Genomic DNA, 21,981 nt, shown 5'->3' on the forward strand with positions numbered 1-21,981 from the left:
GGCCGTTCCCAGCCCGACGCTTCCAAGAACATCGCGCCGAGTTCCTGCTGACGCGAGTAGAACGGGCTCGTGCGCAGCCGGCGACACTGCTCCGATGGCTGCGCGGGGTGGATGATGTCGTAGACCTCGCGGAAGTTCTGCGAGCTGCGGGCGCGCACATACGTCGGCGTGAGCGCGTGCGGTTCGAAGCGGGCGATGTCGGCCCCGCGCATGTCGATCGATGGGCGCCCCTCGACGATCCATTCCGCGACCGCTCGACCCACACCGCCCGAGTGCGTCACCCACACCGCCTCAGCGGCCCAGAATCCCGCCACCGTGCGCGAAGGGCCCACGACCGGCATCCCGTCACTGGTGAAGAGGAAGAGCCCGTTGAACGCATCGTCGATATCGACGTTCTCGAGTTCCGGGAGCAGCTCGATCGCTTCTCGATGCGGCCCTGCGAAATCCTCCTGGGTAAAGGGCTGTACCGACGGCATGACCTCCGCTTCGTCATGGCTGACGATGTCACGGACATCGACGGGGATGGCGCGGTGCCGATACGAGCCGATGCCGTAGCGTTCGTGGTTCTGCCGGAAGTACAGCGAGGCGTCCTGGTGCCGGAGGATCGGATGCTCGGTTTCCGTTTCCGATGCCACGAGCGAGGGCACGGGTGCGGTCCAGGCGAGCTGATGCGCGAGCGGCTGCACAGGAACGGTCACGCCGACCATCTCGCCGATCGCCGGCCCCCAGATGCCGGCGCAGCACACGACCCGATCGGTCTCGATCCGGCCGCCTGTCGTGCGTACGGCAACGACACGGCCTTCTTCCACATCGATGCCGGTGACTTCGGTGTCACCCCGAAACTCTACGCCGCGACGCATCGCCCCGCGCGCCATCGCTTCGACCGCTCGCACGGACTTGCCGACGCCGTCATCGGGCACGTGGAGGCCCGCCAGGACGCGATCGGGGTCGATGAGCGGCTCGTGCGCGGCGACCTCACTCGGCGTGAGCAGCTCCGGCTCGAGCCCCCACGCGGTCGCAAGGCCGTGACGTCGGTGGAGCTCGCGAACACGCTGCGGCGTTGTCGCGACTTCTATGCCACCGACCGGCAGGTAGCACGGCTCACCGTCGAGTTCAAGGCTCCGCCAGAGATCCACCGTGACTCTGGCCAGTTGCGTCAGCGTTCGCGATGGGCTCGTTTGGAACACGAGCCCCGGCGCGTGCGACGACGAGCCCCCGGTCGCGAACAGGGGCCCGGCATCCACCACGAGAACGTCTGTGCAGCCGAGCTCCGCCAGGTGATACGCGGTGCTCGCGCCGACGACGCCCGCACCGATGATGACGGTTCCTGCACTCGAACGTTCCATGCGAACTCCACCGCAGCGTTCAGCCCGCGGCGTCCAATCCCTGTTCCTTCAGCCTTTCGCGAGTATTCGGGTGCACAGAGGGCCGGAACGGCACTTCGACGATCTCTGCACGGATCGGCTCGCCCGCCACCTCCGCGTACTGCTCCGGCAGGTGCACCCAGTACTCCTCGCCCAGCGCTGTGCGTTCGACCGGCACGTGCGCGAGCGCGACATTCGTCTCCAGCTCGGGCGAGTACCAGGGCGATGTGACGTAGCCGACCGGGTCGGTATCCGCGGCGTCGCTGATCAGCCAGAAGTCGGGGGCGTAGTCGTCGATCGGATTCCCCGCGAACTTCAGCCCGACCAGTTGGGTCCTGTACGGCGGATTTCCCGCTGCGATCTGCTCGCGTGCGGCTTCGAGAGCCGTTTTGCCGATGTAGTCGGCCTCCTTCTTGCGGGGCACCTGGTATCCGAGATTGACCTGAAACGGCAGGGTCTCGTGATCGAGGTCCTGCCCCCACGAGAGGATGCCCGCTGCAATTCGGCGGTGGTGCGCGGGTGCGACGACCCGCAGGTTGTGGGCCTCGCCGGCACGGAGCACCGCATTCCACAGGTCTTCCGCGTACTTCGTCGCGTCGTAGAGGTAGATCTCGTACCCCTTCTCCCCCGTGAATCCGGTCTGGGAGATGATCACATCGCGACCGTGCAACTGCGCCGCGTAGAGTCCGTAGCTCGGGATGTCCGCGGCCTCCTGGCCGAACAGATCGGAGATGAGCCCGTACGACTTCGGCCCCTGGATCTGCACGGGGGCGACGTCGATCTCGTTGATCTCGACGTCGAAGCCCTTGCCGACATTCACGCCCTGCAGCCACTGCATCAGATCGCTGTCGGAGATCGAGAACCAGAACTCGTCCTGCGCGATCCGCAACAGCACGGGGTCGTTGAGGATGCCGCCCTTCTGGTTGGTGAGAATGACGTAGCGAGCGCGCATGACGGGGATCTTCGTCGCATCGCGTGTGATGACGAAGTTGACGAACGCCTCCGCTTCCGGCCCCTTGACCTGTATTTGACGCTCTACGGCGACATTCCAGAGGGTCACGTCGTTGACGAGCGAGTCGTACTCGATCGACATGCCACCTTCCTCGCGGGGCACGTAGCCGCGGGGATGGTACATGCGGTTGTAGATCGACGCTCGCCAGCAACCCGCTTGCACTGAGAGTTCCCAGTACGGCGACTTGCGAACGCGGGTGTCGATCAGCATTTCTACCGGCGTCGGTCCTGACTGCCGGAGGTTGACCGGAACCACGCGGTCCGACTGGTCAACCGAAGGGATGTTGAAACTCACGAAAGCCTCCTGGTCCGCAACGTGGAGCCCAACCTCGTTGTTGCGCTCTCAGCAACACTCATCGTGTTGCGCAACATTCTGGCGCATCGCACGGAACCTAGTCAAGAGTTTTTGCGCGCGAAATTTCGACGCCATGACAGCGCCGGATGTACACAGACGGCGGGGACGCCCGCTGAAGGTCACGAAACGTTGACCCGATGGTCGAAATCAGACCACACGGTCAACATTTAGTGATGAATGACCGTACGATCAACATTTGGTGACGCACACCCGATTCGAGACGTGACACACGCCCTATTCGGAGGCAAGAGCCCGATCTCTCGAGTGTGGTCACGAAATGTTGACTTCACGAGCCAAACCGGACCGTAGAGTCCACGTTTCGTGACAAATGACCATACGGTCAACATTTGGTGACCCTCGTCAGGATGTTCGTCACTGGCCGCGAGGCGCGACCTCGCAGACCCTCGTCCGGGTTACTCGTCGCCCTCTACAGTGTCGCCGAAGATGATCTGCAGTGACTGCGTTGCGCTGACGCCCTGCGCGACGGACTCGATGACGTCGGGCTCGGCCGGAGCGTCGCTCTGACCGATAAGGCGGTCGGCTTCACGCAGCCAATCGGGTTCGCTTTGACCGGATTCCAGGTCGGTTTTACGTTCGAACATCGCACCTCCGTTTCGACGCCGCAATCGTATCGGGTTCGCACGACCGTGTACATCCGTGGCCGGATACCGCGTATTGCGCGAAGCTAATCGCAGGTGCCGTCGACGGAGCAGCTGACACCGTCGGCGCCTTCGCCGAGCAGGTTCGTCATCGACTGCAGCCCGCTCGACTCGCTGCTCTGCGCGTTCGCTGTTGCGGGCATCCCTCCGTCCTGTCCCGCCCCTTCGAGTGTTGCGGCGCGAGTAGTCGCGTTCTTCTCGCCGGCGTCCACGCTCATGCCTCGCTCTCGTTCGTTTCAGGAGCATCGAGCTCAGCGACGAGTTGCCGCAACGCCTGCCGGTACGTGTCGACCGGCAGTGCGCCGGGAGCCGCGTACTTGTTGTTGAAGACCGTGAACGGAACGCCGGAGGCACCCATGGCCTGCGCTCGCATCACGTCGCTGTCGACGTCGTCATCATGCCTGTCTGCATCGCGAAGGATCTCCGCGGCGGATGCCCGGTCGAGTCCTGCACGCTCGGCGGCAGCCAGGATCGCGTCCTCCTCGAACGGGTTCACAGCTCCCGTGAAGTAGTCGCGTTGCAGTGCGAAGAAGAAGTCTTCCGTCGCACCCCGCTCACGCAGCGACTGCGCAACACGGTGGATCGCACGGGTGTTCGCGACCGGCCGCTCGACCGCGTACTCGCGCCCAATCTCGCTCGCGAGGCCCGCGATGTGCTGCTCCATGGCCCGAACATCTTCCTCGCCCTTACTGAATTTGGCGCGAAGGTGCTCGATGTTGGTGTGCGCGTCGGCCGCTGAGTATGCGGGAGCGTTCGGATCCAGCTCGAAGGAGTGCACGCGGATGCGCACTCGGTCTTCGAGCTCTTCAGCGCGAATCGCCTCTTCCAGTCTTCCCTCGCCGACGTAACACCAAGGGCACACGACGTCCGTCCAGAGGTCGATCGTGATCTGCTGTTCGCCCTGTTCGGCCATGCCCGCTCCTTACGATGCTTCGACGCCGTGTGCGTCAGGCTCTGCAGAGTATGACAACGGAGAACGCCCGGATAATCCCGGGCGCTCGGGGCTCCGTCAGGAACCGAGCAGTTCGACGACTTCCGCGCTCGTCTCCGCGGAGTTCAATCGGTCACGGAATTCCTCGTCGACGAGCCTACGGGCAAGCTCCGCAAGAATTCTCAGGTGCGTGTCGGCACCATCCTCGGGAACGATAATGGACAGCACCTGTCTGACTGGTTCGTCGGACCATTGAATCGCTTGATTCAACGAGAGATAGGCGACACTCGCCTGGCTCGCCGCAGCGCTTTTCGTGTGTGGAATCGCGAAGCCGAATCCCATCGCGGTAGAGACTTCCTCCTCGCGAGCGCGCAGACCGACAAGGATGCGTTCACTGTCGACTGCACGACCCGCCTCGGTGAACATCCGCGCAAGTAATTCCAGAGCCTCCTCTTTGCTCGAAAGATCACGGCGCAGCGCCACAAGACCCTCTTCGGTCATGCCATCGCGAGCTTCTGTCACGAGTTTCCACCTTCCGAAGTCGTCGCGCTGATCGCGCTCTCACGCTCAGCTTCTTCCTTCGCGACGACCGACCCTTCAGTGAGACGCAGCAGGATGCCCAACAGAACAACGCCTACCGCGACGCCGATGACGAAGCTCAACAGGTACAGCGGAATATTGCTGGCGAGCGGCATCGTGAACACGCCGCCGATCGGCGCGGACATCGTGATGCCGAAAGCACCCGCGAGCGCGCCCGCAGTCGCTGCGCCGACGATGATCGACGGCAGCACCGCCCTCGGTTTGGCGATCACGAAAGGAATCGCACCCTCTGCGATATAGCTGGCGCCCATGACGTATGCCGCCTTTCCCGCATCACGAAGGTCCTGGGAGAAGCGACGGCGGTAGATCGTCGAGGCGACGGCGCAGATCGTGCTGATGGACATGCCGCTCACGGCAGCGGTGCCCATGATGACGGTCGCGGTCGCCGACCCGTCGGTGGCTGTCAAGCTGGCAACCGCGAACAGGTAGGCGGTCTTGTTGATCGGGCCGCCCATATCGGCCGCGAGCATACCCCCGATGACAGCGCCGATCAGTACGAGGCTCGCCCCGCTCAACCCCTCGAGCAATCCGTTCATCCAGGCGTTGAAGGGCCCGATGACCAGATTCAACGGAATCATGGCCGCAGCGGCCAGCAGTGTGCCGACGACGGGGAACAGCACGATGTTCTTGACACCGCTCAGCGACCTGGACCAGTTTTTCGAGACCCATTTGAGCAGCCGAACGAGGAATCCCGCAGCAACGGCACCGATGATCGCCCCGATGAAGCCCGCTTCCTCCTCCCGCGCCAGCAGGCCTGCCATCATGCCTGGCAGTATGCCCGGCCGGTCCGCCATCGAGTATGCGATGAAGCCCGCGAGGATCGGGAGCATGAAATCGAACGCGTAGCCGCCGATGGTCAGCAGCCAAGCCGACACCGGATTACCGGCGCCGAAGTCCTCACCGCCGCTGTTCGCGGCGTCGAAGAGGAACGCGAACGAGAGCAGCACACCACCTGCGACGACGAACGGCAGGAAGTACGAGACTCCCGTCATCAAGTGCTTGTAGGACGAGCGGAGCCGTTCCTTCATCACGCGACCGCCTTCTCGATCACTTGCTCGGCGCCGCGAATCGCCTCGCCGACCGAGACGCGGACGATGCGCATCCCCTCGAACCTCTCCTCATCGACGGTGATATCGGCCGCGATGACCACGACATCGGCGTTCTCGATGTCTTTGTTCGAGAGAGTGTTCTCGGAGCCGGCTGCCCCCTGCGTTTCCATCTTCACGGTATGGCCGAGCCGTCTACCGGCTTTCTCTATCGATTCCGCCGCCATGTAGGTGTGCGCAATGCCGGCGGGGCACGAGCTCACTCCGATGATGTTCGCCATGGTGTACTCCTCCTTTGGAGACTCAGTGTTGTCAGTTGGCCAGGTTGTAGTGTCAACTGCTTCAGATGTTCGTCGACCGTTTCCCCGGCGAGCGTGACGGCGTTCACGGTCTCGATTTCGTGTGTCCAGTTCCATTGCCGCTGCGCAGGCTGGTCGTTCGCGTTGAAGACCCGGAGCTGCAGCGCATCCTCGTCTCCGCCCATTGTCAGCGTCGAGTACGGGACGGGCTCGTCGAAGCCGCCCGCGCTGAACGCTGCAGGCACGGCGATGTCCTCCGTGTTGACCGGGAAGTACATGATCGGGTGCGCCGCTTTGTCGAACCGCTGGTGCGTGTGCACGACGGGATCCGCGGCGAACTCGGCATAGCGGGCGAAGATCGCGTTCGCATCGAACTCCGGCGTCAGGCCGATGGCCAGATCGACCGGAATCGTGCGCCCGTGCAACTGACTGTCGGGCGATTCGAGCACTTTGAAGTCGAGCCCGCTCGGCCTGCCGGGTCGGCGGTTCAAGTCAGGCAGACCCATATGGCCGACCGCGCGCAAGACGACCACGGCTAGGTCTTCGAAGCTGTCACCGACGACTTCGTACTCCTTGGCGCTGCGCGTGTAGCAGGTCAGGGTCGAAGCACCCTTGAGCGAAACGTGGTTCAGCAGCGGGTACTGCGGGCTCGGCTCCTCGAACCATCCCTCTTCTCGCCATGTCTGCCGCTCAGCCGGGTCCACACGCCGCTGCACTGTGCTGAATTGCGTGCCCGCGACGGAGTACTCGTGCTCGTCATTCGTCGCGAACACCATGCGCACGCGGTGATTGTCGGCTCGGTTCGTGAGGCCGCCGTGGATTCGCAGCAACGGATCCCCCACTCTCAATTCGAGGGTGAGAGCAACGTCGACGCTGCCGCTCGTGGCCGTTCCGGCACGTTCCTCGAGGTCGCGGGGAAGAGCGAACTCGCCGGTTACACGAAGTCGCTGGAATGCGCCGGCGCGTTCGGCGACGATCTGCGCCTGACTCCAGTCGAAGACGAGGCGCCGGTCCCGATCCGGGTACGAGTAGTCGTAGTTGTCGCCTTCGTCACCGGAATCTTCGAGGGTGAGGAAGTCGGCGTTCGTACGACCGTCCGCGATGCTCTGCAACGTGAAACCGTTGCCGTCGAAGGCGAGACGCAAGTGCCCGTTCTCGATGACGAGGCGGTCATCCCGTTCGACCGTGCGCGCAGAGCCCGGCGACTCCTCGACGTACACCGATTGCAACGAGAGCGGTTCTGCCGGTAGCTGGAATCTGACGGTTGTGCGCCAGTACTCCCCCTCCGGGTCGCGGTCCTCGGGCCGCGCTCGCATGACCGCGTTCGACTCGGGGTTGCGCTCGATGACGTCATAGGGAATCGGTTCGGAATCCTGCACCAGCGTGAAGGACTCGGCTCGCGTGAAGATGTCGGCCTCGACCGTGAGTGCCCTCTTCCACGGCAGGGTGTTCGCAACGAGCACCGAGCCGTGCGGAAGGTCGGGGATATTCGTGGCCAGCTTTCGCATCAGGTAGAGCGTGAGGCTCTGCGCGGCGTGCGCGACATCGCCGGCGCGCTGCGCGATCTGCGCGTTACTCGGGTCGTCCATCGTGGCCGACGAGTGCGTCTGCGTTCGCGTGAGGCTCGTCCAAAGGCGGTCGAGCAGTGCCGGCTCGAACGGGATGCCGACGAGGTCGGCAAGCGCCATGATCGGCTGTGTCCGCAGCGCCAGCTCTCGCTCGGCGAAATCCTGTGCCGCTTTGATATCGGGCCTCGCGGAGAAGATGGACCGGTGCATGCGGTGGTACTGCGTCGAGTACAACTCCTCCTCGAACACCTGCAGTTCGTCGTATCGCCGACGGACTCGATCCATGAACGCCCGCCAGGTGGTCAGGCGGAACTCGACATCGTTGTCGTCCGCGTTGTATTCCGACACGCGCTCCGGCAGGTCCGGGATCGCGGGGTTCTGGTCGAAGCCGAGTGGGAAGACGAACTCCCCCGGCAGCGCGGAGTTCTCGAGAAGACGTTCGATGAGCCCGTCGACGCTGAGCTTGTTGTAGTCCTCTGCGCGATCGCTGAAGAGCGTGCCCTCTCTGAACGCATAGGTGCCGTACCCGTAACCCGCGAGCAGCGTGTGCACGAGCAGCTCACTGCCGTCGTCGCTGCGCCAGCGGAATTCGTTGCGCAGCCCGTAGGGCCCGCCGACGCCGCGTGTGACGACGAAGTCGCGGATGCCGAACTGATTGAAGATCTTCGGGAAGTCGATCGAGTGACCGAACGGGTCGGGCAGGTAGGCGACGTCCGAGACCTTGCCGAGGCGCTGCGCCAGTTTGTGCCCCAGGCGCAGGTTGTTGATGACCGACTCTCCGCTCGAGATGAAGCAATCGAGCTGGCTTTCGAAGGGGCCGACCGTGAGATTCCCGTCCGTCACGAGCTCCCGTACGCGTGGTTCGAGCTCGGGATGGTCGCGCAGGAACACGTCGAGCGCCGCCGTCTGCCCGTCGAGGTGGAAGTCTTGAACGCGCCCCTCCTCGAAATAGCGCAGCAGCTGTCGGAAGTTATAGTCGAAGACGATCTCCGCGTCCTCGAAGGTGAAGTACCAGATGTTGTCCCAGTGCGTGTGATGAATGGCGTGCGCGATGCTCATGCACGGTCTCCCTTCGCGATGGCGGCTCTGTCATCCTGCTCGGTGTCCTCCGGGATGTTCGAAGCACCTCGAACGGATGCGACCAGAAGCCCGTGACGCGGTGTTCCGGTAGGGGCTCCGATCGGGCTGACGGTGTACTCATCGACAGCGGCGGGCACGATGAAGGTCTCGGCGAAGTGAACCTCGTAGGGCTCGAAGGCCCCGGCAGGACTCGAGATTACCGCTGCTGCCCCCGAAACGAGATTGTGAACGCGCACAGTGCCACCCGTTCGGAGTGTGATTGGTTCGGAGAACCAATGCCTGCGGGTCTGGATGAACTCCTGTTCGTGCAACCCCGTGATCTCCTCGGTGTGTTCTTCGGCATCGGCGACGGTGCGAATGTCGTTGACGAGATGATCGCGTGTCCACTCCGTCGTACGGTCCCATTGAATATTCTCACGGCCGTGCTCCAGGTGAATGGGGCGTGGTCGACCGTCAAGCCCCATCCGGCCCCAGTCCCACAGCTTGAACGTGAAGAGATTCGGCGTCGCCGAGACCTCGAGAACCACGGTCCCTCCGCCGGAGCAGTGCACCGTCCCGGCCGGGATCAGGAAATGGTCATGGGCTTTCGTCGGCCATACGTTCACGTAATCGTCGGCGTCGAACGACTCTCCGGTCGCCTGCGACCGCTCGAGCGCGCTGAGCATCGCGGGTGGATCGATATCGTCGCGCAGGCCCAGATAGGTGACGGCACCGGGTGCGGCATCAAGCAGGTAGTAGCTCTCGTCCTGCGTGTAGTTCATACCGAAGTGCTCCCGGATGTACTCGAGCATCGGATGCACCTGCAACGATAGATTCTGGCCCCCCATCGTATCGAGCAGATCGAAGCGAATGGGGAACTCACGACCGAAGCGGCGTACGATCGCTTCCCCGAGCAGATTTTCTGACTCCATCAGCACAACGTCGATTGCCGGCAGCTCGAGCGTCTTCCCCGCGGCATCCGAAAAGAGCAGCGAATTCTCCTCCGGCACGCAATCGAAGCACCACGCGTAAGGCTTGTCTTGCGGTTCCAGACCAACGACGTGCTCCATCCAGTAACCGCCCCAAACTCCGGGGTCGAAGAAAGGCTTCACGCGGAAGGGTCGTCTGGCCGTCTCCCGAAGCAGCGATCGAGCGTCTGCCCCCGATACGGCGAAGGTCGAATCGATCGATCGGTTCCCGTCGATAACGAAGTCGAACTCATCGAAGCGATCCAGCTTGTGCCGGTCGGCGACACGCCACTCGATGAAGAACGACCGCTTGTACTTCCGTAGCGATTCTTCTTCGGGATTGTGCGCCATCCAGTTCGGCTGGCCCGCGCGCTGACGGTGCTGGATCTCCCAGCGAGCCACGTCCACGAGAACCTTCACCGCCGGCTGGGGAGCCACGAGCGTCGCGCCCCAGCCGATGACGACCGTTCTGTCACGACGGTGCTCGAGATCGCGACGGAGTCGGACGACTTCATCCCCCTCATAGAGATCGGTGATTTCCAAGTCGTTCATCCTGCCGAACACTCGATCGTCCGTGAGGAAGGGTGCGAGCAGAGCTTCGAGGTCATGCGACGGCAGCGCAGCGACGTCCTCGAGCCGCACGATGTCCGCATTCGGATCGTGAGCGGAGATCGCGCGAATGATGTCCTCGACGTCCGCCCCCGGATACGTGTCGATAGCGAGCACCGCTGTCGAGCGTTCCTTCGCCAGCAGCTCGATCTTGCGCAACAGTGCCTCGTGATCCAGAAACGAGATGCCTTCCGGTGCCTCCACGACGGGATGCGTCACATAGTTCTTCGGCAGGTGGCCCGTTCTTGTCTTCCACAAGGCACGCTGCTCACGCACTTCCCTGTCGTCTCGATCCGTCTGCGCCATATCTCCCGGGACCTCCTCGCCTCATCGCGTTTCGCGGTTCACTCGAGAATTCGAGTCCGCATTCGTCAGATTGTTATCGTTAACATAACGAAGGTGACAGCGTGATGCAAGGGCCTCTTTTCAGACCCGACGAACGGACCTGCGGATGTGGACCGGAAGCACGCGCTGCTCCTCACGGCCAGATTCCAAGAGCATCTCGGCCGCCGTCCGCCCCATTTCACGAGGGTCGTGACTGACGATGATCACTGGAAAGGGCGAGAGGCTTGACAGTTCGAAGTCGTCGAACGACACCATCGCAAAGTTGTCGGGCAGCTCGTGACGTCGCTGCAGTGCGGCACGGAACACCCCCATGTGGTGGCGGTTGTTCGCTGAGAAGAACGCAGTGGGCGACTTCGGCTGTTCGAAGAGACCCTGGATTGTCTTCTCCACTTCCTCCACACCCTGGACTCTGTCGATGACATAGCGCTCCTCGACTGGAATTCCGTGATCGCTCATCGCCTGCGCAAAGCCCGCGTAGCGTTTCACCGCGGTGTAGATTCCCTCCGCCCAGCCGACGAAACCGATGCGCTCGTGCCCAGATCTGATCAATTCGACGGTTGCGTCGTACGCTCCCTGAAAGTCGGCCAGCACGACGGAGGAGACGTCGAGACCGTCGATCGACCGGGATGCGAGCACAACACGCATTCCCCGATCCGCCATCGAACGCAGGTGCGTATGCTCCGTTCCGGCCGCAGGTACGACTATCGCGCCGTCCACCTGCCGCCCGGCGAAATCGGCGAGCAGCTGCTCCTCACGCTCCTGACTCTCGGAGGTATTACCCAGAATCACCCGCTTACCGTGCTGCGCGAGGACTTCTTCCACGCCGATGACGAATTCGCCGTAGTACGGATTCGAAATGTCGGTGACGGTAACGCCGATGAGGTTGCTGGAGTGCCCGGGGCGAAGGCTGCGAGCGTTCTCGTTACGGCTGTATCCGAGCTCCCTGACGGCCGCCAACACGCGCTCTTTGGTTTCTTCCGTAACGTTGCCGTTGTCGTGCAGCGCACGCGAAACGGTCATGGTGCTGACGCCGGCTTTCAGCGCCACATCCTTGATCGTAACCCTGCCCTGCTGTGCCAGAAGACGCCTCCTTTACCTTGCCGACGCCGGAATACGTGTCGACACCTTACCCAGTATGACTCTCAGCTCGGCACAAGTCGTTCACACACGGGATGCGGCATGCTCCGGACCGCCTTTTGCCTAGAGGGACTGAACCGGCGCCGGCGCAGGTCACCATCACCGTCCCTCAGGTACGACCACGAAGGTTTCTGAGGCTCCGATCGGCCCGCAGAGAACGTATGTGTCACGAGCTGACCCTTGGCGGGGCCACGGTATCCCTCCGACCGCCGCAGCAAGAATTCGGCTCGTCAATACTACGGTGCACTACACTGTAGCCATGTCGTCGCCCATGAACATTCGCTTCGGTGAGCGCGTGCGAGGCTCACTCGAGCAGTTCGCGCATCGAACCGGGCAGCCGAAGTCCAGGGTTGTCAATACCGCGGTGTCCGAATGGCTTGCTGCACAGGCGCATCCACGCGTCCGCTTCATGACGATCGAGACGGGCGAACGTCGCGCAACCCTGACCGACGGACCGCAGGTGTGGACTATCGCGGCGGCATGGCAGTCTCACCCGGACGCCCTGCGGAATGTCGAAACGGTTGCAGACGCACTGGGACTACCGCCCTCGGCAGTTACAGCGAGCCTGGCTTACTGGGCAGATTACCGAGACGAGATCGACGGCATCCTCGAGCGTCATCGCGCCGCGCAGGACGATGCGCTAGCGGCTTGGGAACGCCTCCAAGCACTGCAGCAAGGCTGATCGTGGAGAGGGCCCGACCGCTCCGGTTGCTTCTTGATGAACACTATCCCGGGTGGCTTGCGGAGGAGCTGACGAAATCGGGTATCGATGCAGAAGCCGTCGTGGTACGCGAAGATCTGCGAGGCAGTGACGATACGGCGGTTCTGCGAACCGCGGCTGCGGAGGATCGCGTCGTCGTCACAGAAGACGTCACCACGTTCTCGATCGCGATCGCCTCGATTCAGGATCACACCGGCGTTGTATATTGCCATCACAGCAGGTTTCCGCGCACTCGCACCGGGCTGAACCGTCTTGCACGAGCGCTGCGGGACTTCGCCACTGAGCCGCCTCCCGCGGCGCACAATCCATCCTTCATCTGGTGGCTATCGCGCTAACGCCACCTCGACTCAGTTGTGCTCGAGCCGCATCGCGCCGCTGTCGATACGGCGCTGAGCTCGTTCGATCGCATGCGAGCTGAACGTGCCGGCAGACCGAGCTTCGCGAAGCGCATCCTGCTCCGCTTCCAGCACGAGCGCTTCCAACTCGCGCAACTGCCGCATTGTCGAGCTACGCGCATCCGAGCCGTCACGGTCGGCATATCGTGCACGCATGTTGCGCACCTGGTCGATGACGTCGTCGTCGAATCGCGTACCGTCCCGGCGTCGCAGCTCCGGGTTATCGATCACCTGCTTGGCTGTCGCCGCCACGGCATCGGGAGGGCTCACGACCGCTCCGACGGCGATTGCGGCAGCGAGATGAAGGTCGGGGAAGATCAACCACAGCAACAGCCCGATTCCGAAGGCGGAAATCAGGACGAGCACAACCGATAAGGCCCCTATCGTGCCGAAATCCCGACGGAAATCGACGACCGGCATGTTCACCGCGGCCGAATACAGCAGCGGCGGCAGCACGACCGTCAGAATCAGCTCCGGCTCAGACGCAATGGGCGGCATACCGGGAATCAGGCTCAGGCCGATGCCGAAGACCACGAGCAGAATCGGCGCTGCAACACCCAGTTTGCCCACGAAGTACGAAACTGCGACGATCACCAGCACCACCGCGATAGCCAGCAGTTCAAAGTCTTCGAATCCCATGGGGTTCCTTCCGGGGGTTTCCGCCCTCGTATCCAATACCCGTGCGTTCCCGGACGCAAGCGGATGCCGTGTCGTAGGTTCGTGGCAGTCTGACCGCATGAACGACAGGCACTGGACGGTAGAGGACCACCTCGACAACAAACCAGCGGCGTCGATCGCGCTGTTTCGCCAGATCGAGCAGGAGGTACTGCGCCGCGGGGATGTGCGGGTTTCGGTTTCGAAGACGACCGTGACATTCAAAGGCTCCCGTCGCGGGTTCTTCGGAGCACGGCCGACGAAGACCGGAGTCGACGGCTACTTCGACATCATGCGCTCGCTGGGAACGGATGACAAGCGGATCCGCCGGATTTCCCCGTATCAGCACAATCTCTTCGTGCACCAGTATCGGCTCGAGAGCGCAGCCGACCTCGACGACGATTTTCTCTCCTGGCTGCGAGAAGCATACGGAGTCGGCAACGGCGCGCATCTGCAGGGCGGCGCATCCGGCTGAGGAGCACGAACAACTGTGTGCATGACTGCGCGCACTACTCGCGAACCGCGGAGAGAAGAATCGGGGTTCTTCTGCGGCTCTGTTGAGGCCCCGGCTCGGCACAAGTGATGTAATCGATGTATCACCCGCATCATGCAACGCATTCGGCTCGCCGAGACACTTACGCGCGCGCAAAATGCGATTGAATCGTATATACGAACACGAGATTGAACGGAGTCGTTTATGAGTGGCAGCAACATGCAGTTCTTCGATGACGAGGAGCTGCGATCGGTCGATCCGAAACATCGCCCGATGTTGGAGCGATTCGTTGGCCAACTGGATCTCGTCGACCTCGAAGGTCGAGAGCCACGCGACGTCCTCGGCGCCGCGCAGTCGATGCTGCGGCTCACCGAGGTTCGCGAACCATTGGAAACCCTCGTGTCCGTTTTCACGCCGACGCTGCGGGAAGACGGCTGGACATCCCGTCGGACGATCGTGAACATCTGCACGACAGACTCGCCGTTCCTCGTCGACTCCGTCACCGCTGCAATTGCCAGACAGGGCTTGTCGGTTCATCTGCTCATGCACCCCGTCGTCTCGGTTCGCAGAGAAGACGACGGCTCGCTCATCGAGATCGATGCTCGCGGTGGCGACCTGGAGTCCTGGATCCATCTCGAGATCGACCGGGTTACCACGGAAGAGGGTCGCAGCGAGCTCGAACAGCGACTCCAGGACGTGCTGACGGATGTGCATCTGGCCGTCGACGATTGGCAGGCCATGCGACGCGCGTGCCTCGATATCGTGACCGATCTGCGCACGGCACCGCCGAAAACCGCGGACCCGGACTCCGTCGCCCCGACCGTCGAATTTCTCAACTGGCTCGCCGACAACAACTTCACGTTCCTCGGCTACCGCGAACACGCCCTCGAAACGGATGAGAACGGCGAAGAGGTACTGCGATCACTGCCGCACACCGGCCTCGGCATTCTGCGCAAACCGACGACCGCAATTGCCCGACTCCGACCCGAAGCACAGAAAACCGCACGCGAGCCTCGCCTGCTCACCGTGACGAAGGCCAACTCGAGGGCTACCGTCCACCGCGACGTGTACCTCGACTACATCGGCCTCCGTTCGTTCGACAGCGACGGCAATGTCACTGGCGAACGTCGCTTCCTCGGAATGTTCACATCGACGGCGTACGCGTCTTCCGTCACGACCCTCCCTATCGTGTCATCGAAGGTGCGGGCCGTACTCGAAGCATCCGGGCACGCACCGAATTCGCACTCCGGCAAAGACCTGCTGCAGATTCTCGAACAGTACCCGCGTGACGAGCTCTTCCAGGACAGCCCCGAGCATCTCCTCGAAGTAGCAACCGAGGTGAGCCGCCTGCGTGAACGGCGACGCGCGCGTACCTTCCTGCGCCGAGACGAATTCGGGCGCTTTGTTTCGGCACTCGTTTTCCTCCCCCGCGACCGGTACAACACGACCGTGAGGCTCCGCATCGAGGCGCTGCTCCGCTCGGTGTTCGGCGCCGAGTACGTCGATCATGCGACACGGGTCGGCGACTCGCCCCTCGCGCAGCTGCACTTCGTCGTACGCGTGCCACGGGGAGCTTCCGTTCCCGATGTCGACGAGTCGGCGCTGCAGACGCAACTCGACGAAGCGATCCGCGGCTGGGACGAAGGCCTCGTGGATGCGCTGCACCACTCGGAGGGCGAGGAGGTCGCCGCGCGGCTGCTGAGTCGGTACAGCACGGCGTTCCCGGCCGCGTACAAGGAAGCGGTCAAGCCCGAGGAAGTACTCGGCGACATACAGCTGCTCGAGAGTCTCGTCGACAACGAGTTCGCGGTACGTCTCTACGAACCGCGCGAGAACGATCCCGGCAAACGGGCGTTCACGCTCGCATCGCACTTCCAGTACCCGCTGACACGGGTGCTGCCCATCCTCACCGATCTCGGTGTCGACGTCGTCGACGAGCACCCGTACACGATCACGCTGGCGGACGGCGGCATCCGCTACCTCTCCGACTACGGCCTGACGGCACCCGACTCGGAACGCTGGAGTGACGCGAAGTGGGGCCGCATCTTCGAAGAAGCGTTCTCGGCCGCATGGACGGCCGATGCCGAGAGCGATCGCCTGAATACGCTCGTGCTGCTCGCGGGGCTCGATTGGCGACGCATCGTCATCCTTCGCACGCTCACGATGTACCTGCGTCAGATCGGCTCCGCATTCTCCGTCGAGTACATCGAGCAGGCGCTCACGGCGAACCCGCAGCTCTCTGCGAATCTCGTGCGGCTGTTCGAGCTGCGGTTCGATCCGTCGATCGATGGTGACCGCGATCAGCAGATAGCGTCCGCGCAGGAGGAGCTGCTGACGGCGCTCGACGAGGTCACGAGCCTCGATCACGACCGCATCCTGCGGTCCATCAACGACGTGATCGCCGCGACTTGGCGCACCAACTTCTACCAGCCCTCCGCCGACGGTTCGCCGAAGCACTGGGTCTCGATGAAGATCAACTGCGCCGCCGTTCCCGGGCTGCCCAAGCCGCACCCGATGGCGGAGATCTGGGTGTACTCGCCTGAAGTCGAGGGGGTCCACCTCCGGTTCGGCAAGGTCGCCCGCGGCGGTCTGCGCTGGAGCGATCGTCGAGAAGACTTCCGCACCGAAGTACTGGGGCTCGTGAAGGCGCAGATGGTGAAGAACGCCGTCATCGTACCGACGGGCTCCAAGGGCGGTTTCGTCGCGAAACGACTGCCGTCGCCATCCGACCGCGAGGCCTGGATCGAAGGCGGCAAGTCCGCGTACCGCACGTTCATCCGCGGGCTCCTCGATGTGACCGATAACCGTGACGGCAACGACATCGTGCCACCGAGCGACGTCGTTCGTCACGACGCCGACGACTCGTACCTCGTGGTCGCGGCAGACAAGGGAACCGCTTCCTTCTCCGACATCGCGAACGGCATCTCGGAGGACTACGGTTTCTGGCTCGCAGACGCTTTCGCGTCCGGCGGCTCGGCAGGCTACGACCACAAGGGCATGGGCATCACCGCCCGGGGCGCGTGGGAGTCCGTGAAGCGGCACTTCCGCGAGATGGGGCACGACACGCAAACCGAGGACTTCACGGCGGTGGGTGTCGGCGACATGTCTGGCGACGTGTTCGGCAACGGTATGCTCCGATCGGAGCACATCCGTCTCGTCGCCGCCTTCGACCACAGGCACATCTTCGTGGATCCGACTCCGGATGCGGCGGCCACGTTCGTCGAACGTAAGCGTCTGTTCGAACTCCCCGGCTCGTCGTGGGACGACTTCGACCGCAGCGTCATGTCGCCGGGAGGTGGCGTCTTCCCGCTCACTATGAAGTCGATCGACATAACGGAGCAGATGCGCGAAGCGTTCGGGCTGGATGCCGATGTCAAGAAGATGACGCCGCTCGAACTCAAACGCGCGATGCTGCTCGCACCCGTGGATCTCCTCTGGAACGGCGCCATCGGCACCTACATCAAAGCGACGGAAGAGTCCCACGCCGAAATCGGCGACCGCGGCAATGATGCGATACGCGTCAACGGTAACGAGTTGCGCCTGAAGGTGGTCGGCGAGGGAGGAAACCTCGGCGTGAGCCAGCGCGGCCGCATCGAAGCCGCCCTGGCCGGCGTGCGCATCAACACTGATGCCATCGACAACTCCGCCGGTGTCGGTACCTCCGACCGCGAAGTGAACATCAAGATCCTGCTGGGCGCCATCGAGCGCGCGGGAGAGCTCGACCGCGAGGCTCGCAATGCGCTGCTGCGTTCGATGACAGACGAAGTTGCCGTGCAGGTGCTGCGCGACAACTACGAGCAGAATGTGCTGCTGGGCAACTCGCGAACAAACGCGACGGAAATGCTGCCGTCCCATTCGCGTCTGATCGAGTGGCTCGAAGAACGCGACGAACTCGATCGAGATCTCGAGTTCCTGCCCAGCAGGGCCGAGATCAAGAAGCGCATCAGGGAGCAGCGTGGACTCACGCGGCCGGAGTTCGCCGTTTTGGTTGCGTACGCCAAACTCGCGTTGAAAGCCGACCTTGCCGTCAGCGGGCTCGCGGAGGACGCCTGGTTCACGAACACCCTGTCGGAGTACTTCCCCGCCCCGATCAGAGAGCAGTACGACGGCGACCTTGCCGAGCATCCGCTCCGTGGCGAGATCATCATCAACTCCGTTGTGAACTCGATGGTGAACCGTGGCGGTATCACGTTCGCTCACCGCACCGCCGATGAGACGGGCGCAAGCAGCGAGCAGATCGCGAGGGCGTACGTGGCGGTGCGCGAAATCTTCGACCTGGGCAGTTTCGTTGTCTCGGTCGAGGCGACGGACAACCTGGTCGCGACCGAAGTGCAAACCGACCTGTACTTGACGTTCAGGCGGCTGTTGGATCGAGCAACGAGGTGGTTCGTGCACCATCGCGCGGATGGCGTCGACATCGGCGAGGAGATCGAACGATTCAGCGACGCGGTGCAGCGGTTCGCCGGCCGCATGGGCGACCTGCAGCGCGGCGGAGAAAAGGAGCGCTTCGACGAGCGAGTTCGCCGGTTCGAAGATGCGAACGTGCCGACCGAGCTTGCGCTGCGTGGCGCTGGCATTATCGAAACGTTGCCTCTGCTGGACATCATCGAGCGTTCGAGAGTGCACGGATGGGACTTGGATGAGGCGGCAGAGTTGTTCTACACGCTCTCCGATCGCGTCCACTTCGACGACATGCTCGCTCGCGTCACCGCGTTGCCGCAGGACAACCGCTGGGCATCCAAGGCTCGCGCCGCAATGCGCGACGACCTCTACGAGGTCATGATCGAGCTGACGTCAACGGTCTTGGAGCAGACCGATGCCGGCGTGCCGGAAGAGCGTGTCGACGCTTGGATCGAACAGGTTGGCACTGCTGGGCAACGGGCACTCGGCGAGGCGCTCGATGCCCTCAACACCGACCCGGAAACGGGGCTTGCGACGCTTTCGGTTGCGCTTCGGAGGCTGCGTTCGCTCACGAGCTGACGAACTCCCGTTGAGCCCGAGCGTTCCGCGACCTACGCAGATCGCTCGGGCTACACGGCCTGCTCCTCTCGAGTTCACACGAGGAAGAGGACGGCCAGCGCGTTCAAAACGAGGTAGATTCCGATGCCGCACAGAGCACTGCTCAACAGGGTGTCAGAGTGCTTCGCAATCCAGTCGTTGATTCGCCGCAGCACCGGCTCCACGCGGTCGTGTGCGAGGATCCTCAGCACGATCAACACGACTGCGGGCAGCACCATGAGCAGACAGTAAGCGGCAAGCGTCAGGCCGGTGCCGATCCAACCGATGTCAGCTGCCGTCATCAAGCCGATCGCAGCGAGGTAGGGCAGCATGGAGGCAAGTTCGATGACCGCTGCAAGAATTGCGAGAGTCATGAGTGCCGCAGAGCTCCCGGCGCCGGTCATGGCGCGTTCACGCCATTGCATAAGACGCCCGGATTCCCGCTTGCGCTCCCGACGTTTCTTCGAGCCGAGCCACCATCCCCAGGCGAACAAGGAAACACCGATGACGATCTGCGTAATCCGGATGGCAGGGCTGTCGTTGTCGTCCGCGAGCAGTTCGGCGAGTTGCGAGAAAGCTACATCCGCGCCGAGTGCGATCACTATGCCGACCGCGAAATAGAACACGACGATCGTGCCCAGATAGACGGCGAACCGGCCGGCACGTACTCTTCCGGACGCGAGGAGCAGCCAGACCGGGATGAACAGCGTGCCGACGCTGGTGCTGTCGATCAGCGCGAGTCCGACCAGTCCCGCCGCGAGTATGGGAGTCACGCGTTGTCGTCCGTGAAAAGCCGGTCGATCGCGGCGGACAGAGCCCGCTGCACGGCCTGCACGTCGTAGATCGACTCCGTCGCCAGCAGGTGCAGGGAGAGCCCGTCGCACAAGGCAGTGAGGCTCAGCGCTTCGGCCCGCACATCCACCGACTGCGGAACTTCACCTGCGCGCTGCGCCCCTGATAGCACCTCGACGACAGCGTCGATCAAGCCGGCCGTCGCGTCGCGGTGCATCTTCGACATCTCCTGATCGTTCCGCGCCGCCGGCAGGAACTCGAGCCACAGCACGAGCTCGTCGCTGCGGTCTTCATCCGTCGGAAGGAACGTCTGGAGTAGTTCGTAGAGCAGCTCCCGTAGTGGCGGAACGATCGCGACGTTGTGCAATCGTTGCTCGACCCGTTCGTACATGAAGCCCACCCCGAAGCGCAGCAGATCGTCCTTCGTGCGGAAGTACCGCTGCACGAGACCGACGGACACGCCGGCTTCATTCGCGACGTCCACGAGCGCTGTCTGTCGCAGTCCGCGTTGGGCAACGGTACGGAGCAGTGCCGCGGCGACCTGCTGTCGACGCTCTTCATGGTTGGCTGTCCTCATGCGTTAAATATTACAGACATATTTTTATAAAACAAGTGGAAGACGCGAACAATCCGAGGTCCTCAACACCGACCTGGAAACGCACCTGCGAAGCTTTCGGTTGCGCTGCTGAGATGCAGCTGGCCCTTGTCCGGCGAGTGGCGGAACAGGTCTTGCTCACAGCATCCGCCCCGCTGCTTCGACGGCTCTGGAGGGCCCCGTCGTCATCGCCTCCTTGACTAGACTCGGGTCATGCGCCGCAAGTTTCGAGGGTCAGCTCTCGTGATGCTCATTGCGGTGACGGGATGCTCATCCGAGACTCCTCCGGAGCCCACGCCGTCCCCTACCGATTCGCAGACCATGACACCGACACCTACATTCAGTCCGGAAGAGATCGCTGTCGATGCGATGACGACGGAAGAGCGAGCAGCAAGCGTGGTCATGGGACACATCCCCAGCACCGATCCGGAAGAGGTCGGCGACTACATGCGTTCAGGTCTGGGCGGTTTCATTCTGATGGGGTCGAACGTCGAAGGCGACCAGGAGCAACTGCAGGCGCTCACCGAAGGGCTCATCGTCGACGAGGATTTGCCGCCTCTCATCGCAATCGATCAGGAGGGCGGTGACGTGTCGCGCCTGCCGTGGGACGATCTACCCGGCGGCAGACAGCTGCAGGGGTCCGACCCGGAAGATGTGCAGAACACGTTCGAAGATCGCGCGAACCTCGTCGTGGATGCAGGAGCGAACGTCAATCTCGGCATCGTCGCGGATGTCCCTGCGGACAGTGCCGACTTCATCGCTTCTCGTGCGCTCGGTGCCGACCCTCCTTCGTCCGCCGCGAACGTGCAGGCTGCGGTTACCGGCGAACAGGGGGTCGTGTTCTCGACCCTCAAGCACTTTCCCGGCCACGGAGCAGCTCCTGGCGATTCGCACTTCGAGCTGCCTTCCACGGATCTGAGCCTCGAGCTGTGGCGGGAAGCGGATGCCGTGCCGTTCGCCGCAGGGGTCGACGCGGGCGCCGAGCTGCTGATGTTCGGGCATCTCGTCTTTAGCTCAGTGGATGATGCCCCGGCATCGCTCTCGGAGCGCTGGCACGATATCGCGCGATCGGAGCTCGGCTTCGAGGGCGTCTGCATCACCGACGACTTGGGGATGCTGCTCAGCGCAGGCGATGACGAATACCAAGATCCGGTCCAGAACGCAGTCCGAGCCATCGATGCGGGCAGCGACATGGTGCTGATGATCGCCGGCTCGACTCCTGAGACCGCCGGCGACATGGCCGCCGGCATCGCCGAGGCTGTCGAGAACGGGACGTTGTCGGAGGAGCGCCTACGGGAGGCTGCCATCCGGGTCATGTCACTTCGTTTGCAGCTCGCTGGTTGATCGCTGTTTCAGCGGTTCCTGGATCTGCGAAGTCGGCT

Annotated in this window: 19 protein-coding genes; 5 read left to right on the plus strand and 14 right to left on the minus strand. The window is 63.1% G+C overall.

The genetic code is table 11. The features are described from left to right. The 11 genes from Q0O95_RS05255 to Q0O95_RS05305 form a co-directional block, all read right to left on the minus strand. Nucleotides 1-1,346: FAD-dependent oxidoreductase (locus Q0O95_RS05255; RefSeq protein WP_293696108.1), on the minus strand; the 1,346-nt coding region annotated here is incomplete at its 3' end. A 19-nt stretch (nucleotides 1,347-1,365) separates the two neighbouring features. Then, a complete protein-coding gene (locus Q0O95_RS05260) occupies nucleotides 1,366-2,670 on the minus strand; it encodes a glycine cleavage T C-terminal barrel domain-containing protein (protein ID WP_293696110.1) in 1,305 nt (434 codons plus the stop codon). 473 nt (nucleotides 2,671-3,143) lie between these two features. Continuing rightward, nucleotides 3,144-3,332, minus strand: a complete 189-nt coding sequence (locus Q0O95_RS05265) for a hypothetical protein (protein WP_293696112.1) — start codon at nucleotides 3,330-3,332, stop codon at nucleotides 3,144-3,146. An 83-nt stretch (nucleotides 3,333-3,415) separates the two neighbouring features. Beyond that, nucleotides 3,416-3,607: a hypothetical protein gene (locus Q0O95_RS05270; protein WP_293696114.1), complete on the minus strand. Its 192-nt coding sequence runs from the start codon at nucleotides 3,605-3,607 to the stop codon at nucleotides 3,416-3,418. Beyond that, on the minus strand, nucleotides 3,604-4,302 hold the full coding sequence (locus Q0O95_RS05275) for a DsbA family oxidoreductase (protein ID WP_293696116.1): 699 nt from the start codon (nucleotides 4,300-4,302) through the stop codon (nucleotides 3,604-3,606). Before Q0O95_RS05275 ends, Q0O95_RS05270 begins: the two co-directional genes overlap by 4 nt. 96 nt (nucleotides 4,303-4,398) lie before the next feature. Further along, the gene (locus tag Q0O95_RS05280; RefSeq protein WP_293696118.1) at nucleotides 4,399-4,842 is read right to left on the minus strand and encodes a PTS sugar transporter subunit IIA; all 444 of its coding nucleotides are present in this window, start codon (nucleotides 4,840-4,842) and stop codon (nucleotides 4,399-4,401) included. Continuing rightward, nucleotides 4,839-5,948 (minus strand): PTS fructose transporter subunit IIC, encoded by a 1,110-nt coding sequence (locus Q0O95_RS05285; RefSeq protein ID WP_293696159.1) that lies wholly within the window; start codon nucleotides 5,946-5,948, stop codon nucleotides 4,839-4,841. Before Q0O95_RS05285 ends, Q0O95_RS05280 begins: the two co-directional genes overlap by 4 nt. Further along, the gene (locus tag Q0O95_RS05290; protein WP_293696120.1) at nucleotides 5,948-6,247 is read right to left on the minus strand and encodes a PTS fructose transporter subunit IIB; all 300 of its coding nucleotides are present in this window, start codon (nucleotides 6,245-6,247) and stop codon (nucleotides 5,948-5,950) included. Before Q0O95_RS05290 ends, Q0O95_RS05285 begins: the two co-directional genes overlap by 1 nt. Next, nucleotides 6,226-8,892 carry a glycoside hydrolase family 38 C-terminal domain-containing protein gene (locus Q0O95_RS05295; RefSeq protein ID WP_293696122.1) on the minus strand — a complete coding sequence of 889 codons (2,667 nt, stop codon included), beginning with the start codon at nucleotides 8,890-8,892 and terminating at the stop codon, nucleotides 6,226-6,228. Before Q0O95_RS05295 ends, Q0O95_RS05290 begins: the two co-directional genes overlap by 22 nt. After that, the gene (locus Q0O95_RS05300; RefSeq protein ID WP_293696123.1) at nucleotides 8,889-10,775 is read right to left on the minus strand and encodes a class I mannose-6-phosphate isomerase; all 1,887 of its coding nucleotides are present in this window, start codon (nucleotides 10,773-10,775) and stop codon (nucleotides 8,889-8,891) included. The genes Q0O95_RS05295 and Q0O95_RS05300 overlap by 4 nt, the downstream gene beginning before the upstream one ends. Before the next feature lie 120 nt (nucleotides 10,776-10,895). Beyond that, the gene (locus Q0O95_RS05305; protein ID WP_293696125.1) at nucleotides 10,896-11,861 is read right to left on the minus strand and encodes a LacI family DNA-binding transcriptional regulator; all 966 of its coding nucleotides are present in this window, start codon (nucleotides 11,859-11,861) and stop codon (nucleotides 10,896-10,898) included. A 349-nt stretch (nucleotides 11,862-12,210) separates the two neighbouring features. Here Q0O95_RS05305 and Q0O95_RS05310 point away from each other — a divergent pair, with 349 nt between their 5' ends. Together Q0O95_RS05310 and Q0O95_RS05315 are read left to right on the plus strand one after the other, a co-directional pair. After that, nucleotides 12,211-12,633, plus strand: a complete 423-nt coding sequence (locus Q0O95_RS05310) for a hypothetical protein (protein ID WP_293696126.1) — start codon at nucleotides 12,211-12,213, stop codon at nucleotides 12,631-12,633. Nucleotides 12,634-12,635: 2 nt separating this feature from the next. Next, on the plus strand, nucleotides 12,636-13,007 hold the full coding sequence (locus tag Q0O95_RS05315) for a DUF5615 family PIN-like protein (protein WP_293696127.1): 372 nt from the start codon (nucleotides 12,636-12,638) through the stop codon (nucleotides 13,005-13,007). 12 nt (nucleotides 13,008-13,019) lie between these two features. Here Q0O95_RS05315 and Q0O95_RS05320 read toward each other — a convergent pair whose 3' ends face one another. After that, nucleotides 13,020-13,706, minus strand: coding sequence for a cation:proton antiporter (locus tag Q0O95_RS05320; protein ID WP_293696129.1), 687 nt, complete (start codon nucleotides 13,704-13,706; stop codon nucleotides 13,020-13,022). Between the two features lie 97 nt (nucleotides 13,707-13,803). Here Q0O95_RS05320 and Q0O95_RS05325 point away from each other — a divergent pair, with 97 nt between their 5' ends. Together Q0O95_RS05325 and Q0O95_RS05330 are read left to right on the plus strand one after the other, a co-directional pair. Further along, entirely contained in the window at nucleotides 13,804-14,196 is a 393-nt protein-coding gene (locus Q0O95_RS05325) for a DUF5655 domain-containing protein (RefSeq protein ID WP_293696131.1), read from the plus strand. Nucleotides 14,197-14,418: 222 nt separating this feature from the next. Next, entirely contained in the window at nucleotides 14,419-19,194 is a 4,776-nt protein-coding gene (locus Q0O95_RS05330) for an NAD-glutamate dehydrogenase (RefSeq protein WP_293696132.1), read from the plus strand. A gap of 74 nt (nucleotides 19,195-19,268) precedes the next feature. Here Q0O95_RS05330 and Q0O95_RS05335 read toward each other — a convergent pair whose 3' ends face one another. Next, entirely contained in the window at nucleotides 19,269-19,985 is a 717-nt protein-coding gene (locus tag Q0O95_RS05335; RefSeq protein ID WP_293696134.1) for a GAP family protein, read from the minus strand. Next, entirely contained in the window at nucleotides 19,982-20,581 is a 600-nt protein-coding gene (locus Q0O95_RS05340) for a TetR/AcrR family transcriptional regulator (protein ID WP_293696136.1), read from the minus strand. Before Q0O95_RS05340 ends, Q0O95_RS05335 begins: the two co-directional genes overlap by 4 nt. Nucleotides 20,582-20,812: 231 nt before the next feature. Between Q0O95_RS05340 and Q0O95_RS05345 the strand changes: the two genes are divergently transcribed. Next, nucleotides 20,813-21,943, plus strand: a complete 1,131-nt coding sequence (locus tag Q0O95_RS05345; RefSeq protein ID WP_293696137.1) for a glycoside hydrolase family 3 N-terminal domain-containing protein — start codon at nucleotides 20,813-20,815, stop codon at nucleotides 21,941-21,943. Nucleotides 21,944-21,981: the final 38 nt, after the last annotated feature.

The sequence above is a fragment of the uncultured Agrococcus sp. genome (genome assembly GCF_945915485.1).
Classification (GTDB): Bacteria; Actinomycetota; Actinomycetes; order Actinomycetales; family Microbacteriaceae; genus Agrococcus.

Excerpts from the sequence above, each read along its gene's own strand:
- Q0O95_RS05290 (WP_293696120.1), bottom strand. The coding sequence starts at position 6,247 with ATGGCGAACATCATCGGAGTGAGCTCGTGCCCCGCCGGCATTGCGCAC.
- Q0O95_RS05325 (WP_293696131.1), top strand. The coding sequence starts at position 13,804 with ATGAACGACAGGCACTGGACGGTAGAGGACCACCTCGACAACAAACCA.
- Q0O95_RS05265 (WP_293696112.1), bottom strand. The coding sequence starts at position 3,332 with ATGTTCGAACGTAAAACCGACCTGGAATCCGGTCAAAGCGAACCCGAT.
- Q0O95_RS05270 (WP_293696114.1), bottom strand. The coding sequence starts at position 3,607 with ATGAGCGTGGACGCCGGCGAGAAGAACGCGACTACTCGCGCCGCAACA.
- Q0O95_RS05340 (WP_293696136.1), bottom strand. The coding sequence starts at position 20,581 with ATGAGGACAGCCAACCATGAAGAGCGTCGACAGCAGGTCGCCGCGGCA.
- Q0O95_RS05330 (WP_293696132.1), top strand. The coding sequence starts at position 14,419 with ATGAGTGGCAGCAACATGCAGTTCTTCGATGACGAGGAGCTGCGATCG.
- Q0O95_RS05345 (WP_293696137.1), top strand. The coding sequence starts at position 20,813 with ATGCGCCGCAAGTTTCGAGGGTCAGCTCTCGTGATGCTCATTGCGGTG.
- Q0O95_RS05310 (WP_293696126.1), top strand. The coding sequence starts at position 12,211 with ATGTCGTCGCCCATGAACATTCGCTTCGGTGAGCGCGTGCGAGGCTCA.
- Q0O95_RS05320 (WP_293696129.1), bottom strand. The coding sequence starts at position 13,706 with ATGGGATTCGAAGACTTTGAACTGCTGGCTATCGCGGTGGTGCTGGTG.
- Q0O95_RS05295 (WP_293696122.1), bottom strand. The coding sequence starts at position 8,892 with ATGAGCATCGCGCACGCCATTCATCACACGCACTGGGACAACATCTGG.
- Q0O95_RS05285 (WP_293696159.1), bottom strand. The coding sequence starts at position 5,948 with ATGAAGGAACGGCTCCGCTCGTCCTACAAGCACTTGATGACGGGAGTC.
- Q0O95_RS05300 (WP_293696123.1), bottom strand. The coding sequence starts at position 10,775 with ATGGCGCAGACGGATCGAGACGACAGGGAAGTGCGTGAGCAGCGTGCC.
- Q0O95_RS05275 (WP_293696116.1), bottom strand. The coding sequence starts at position 4,302 with ATGGCCGAACAGGGCGAACAGCAGATCACGATCGACCTCTGGACGGAC.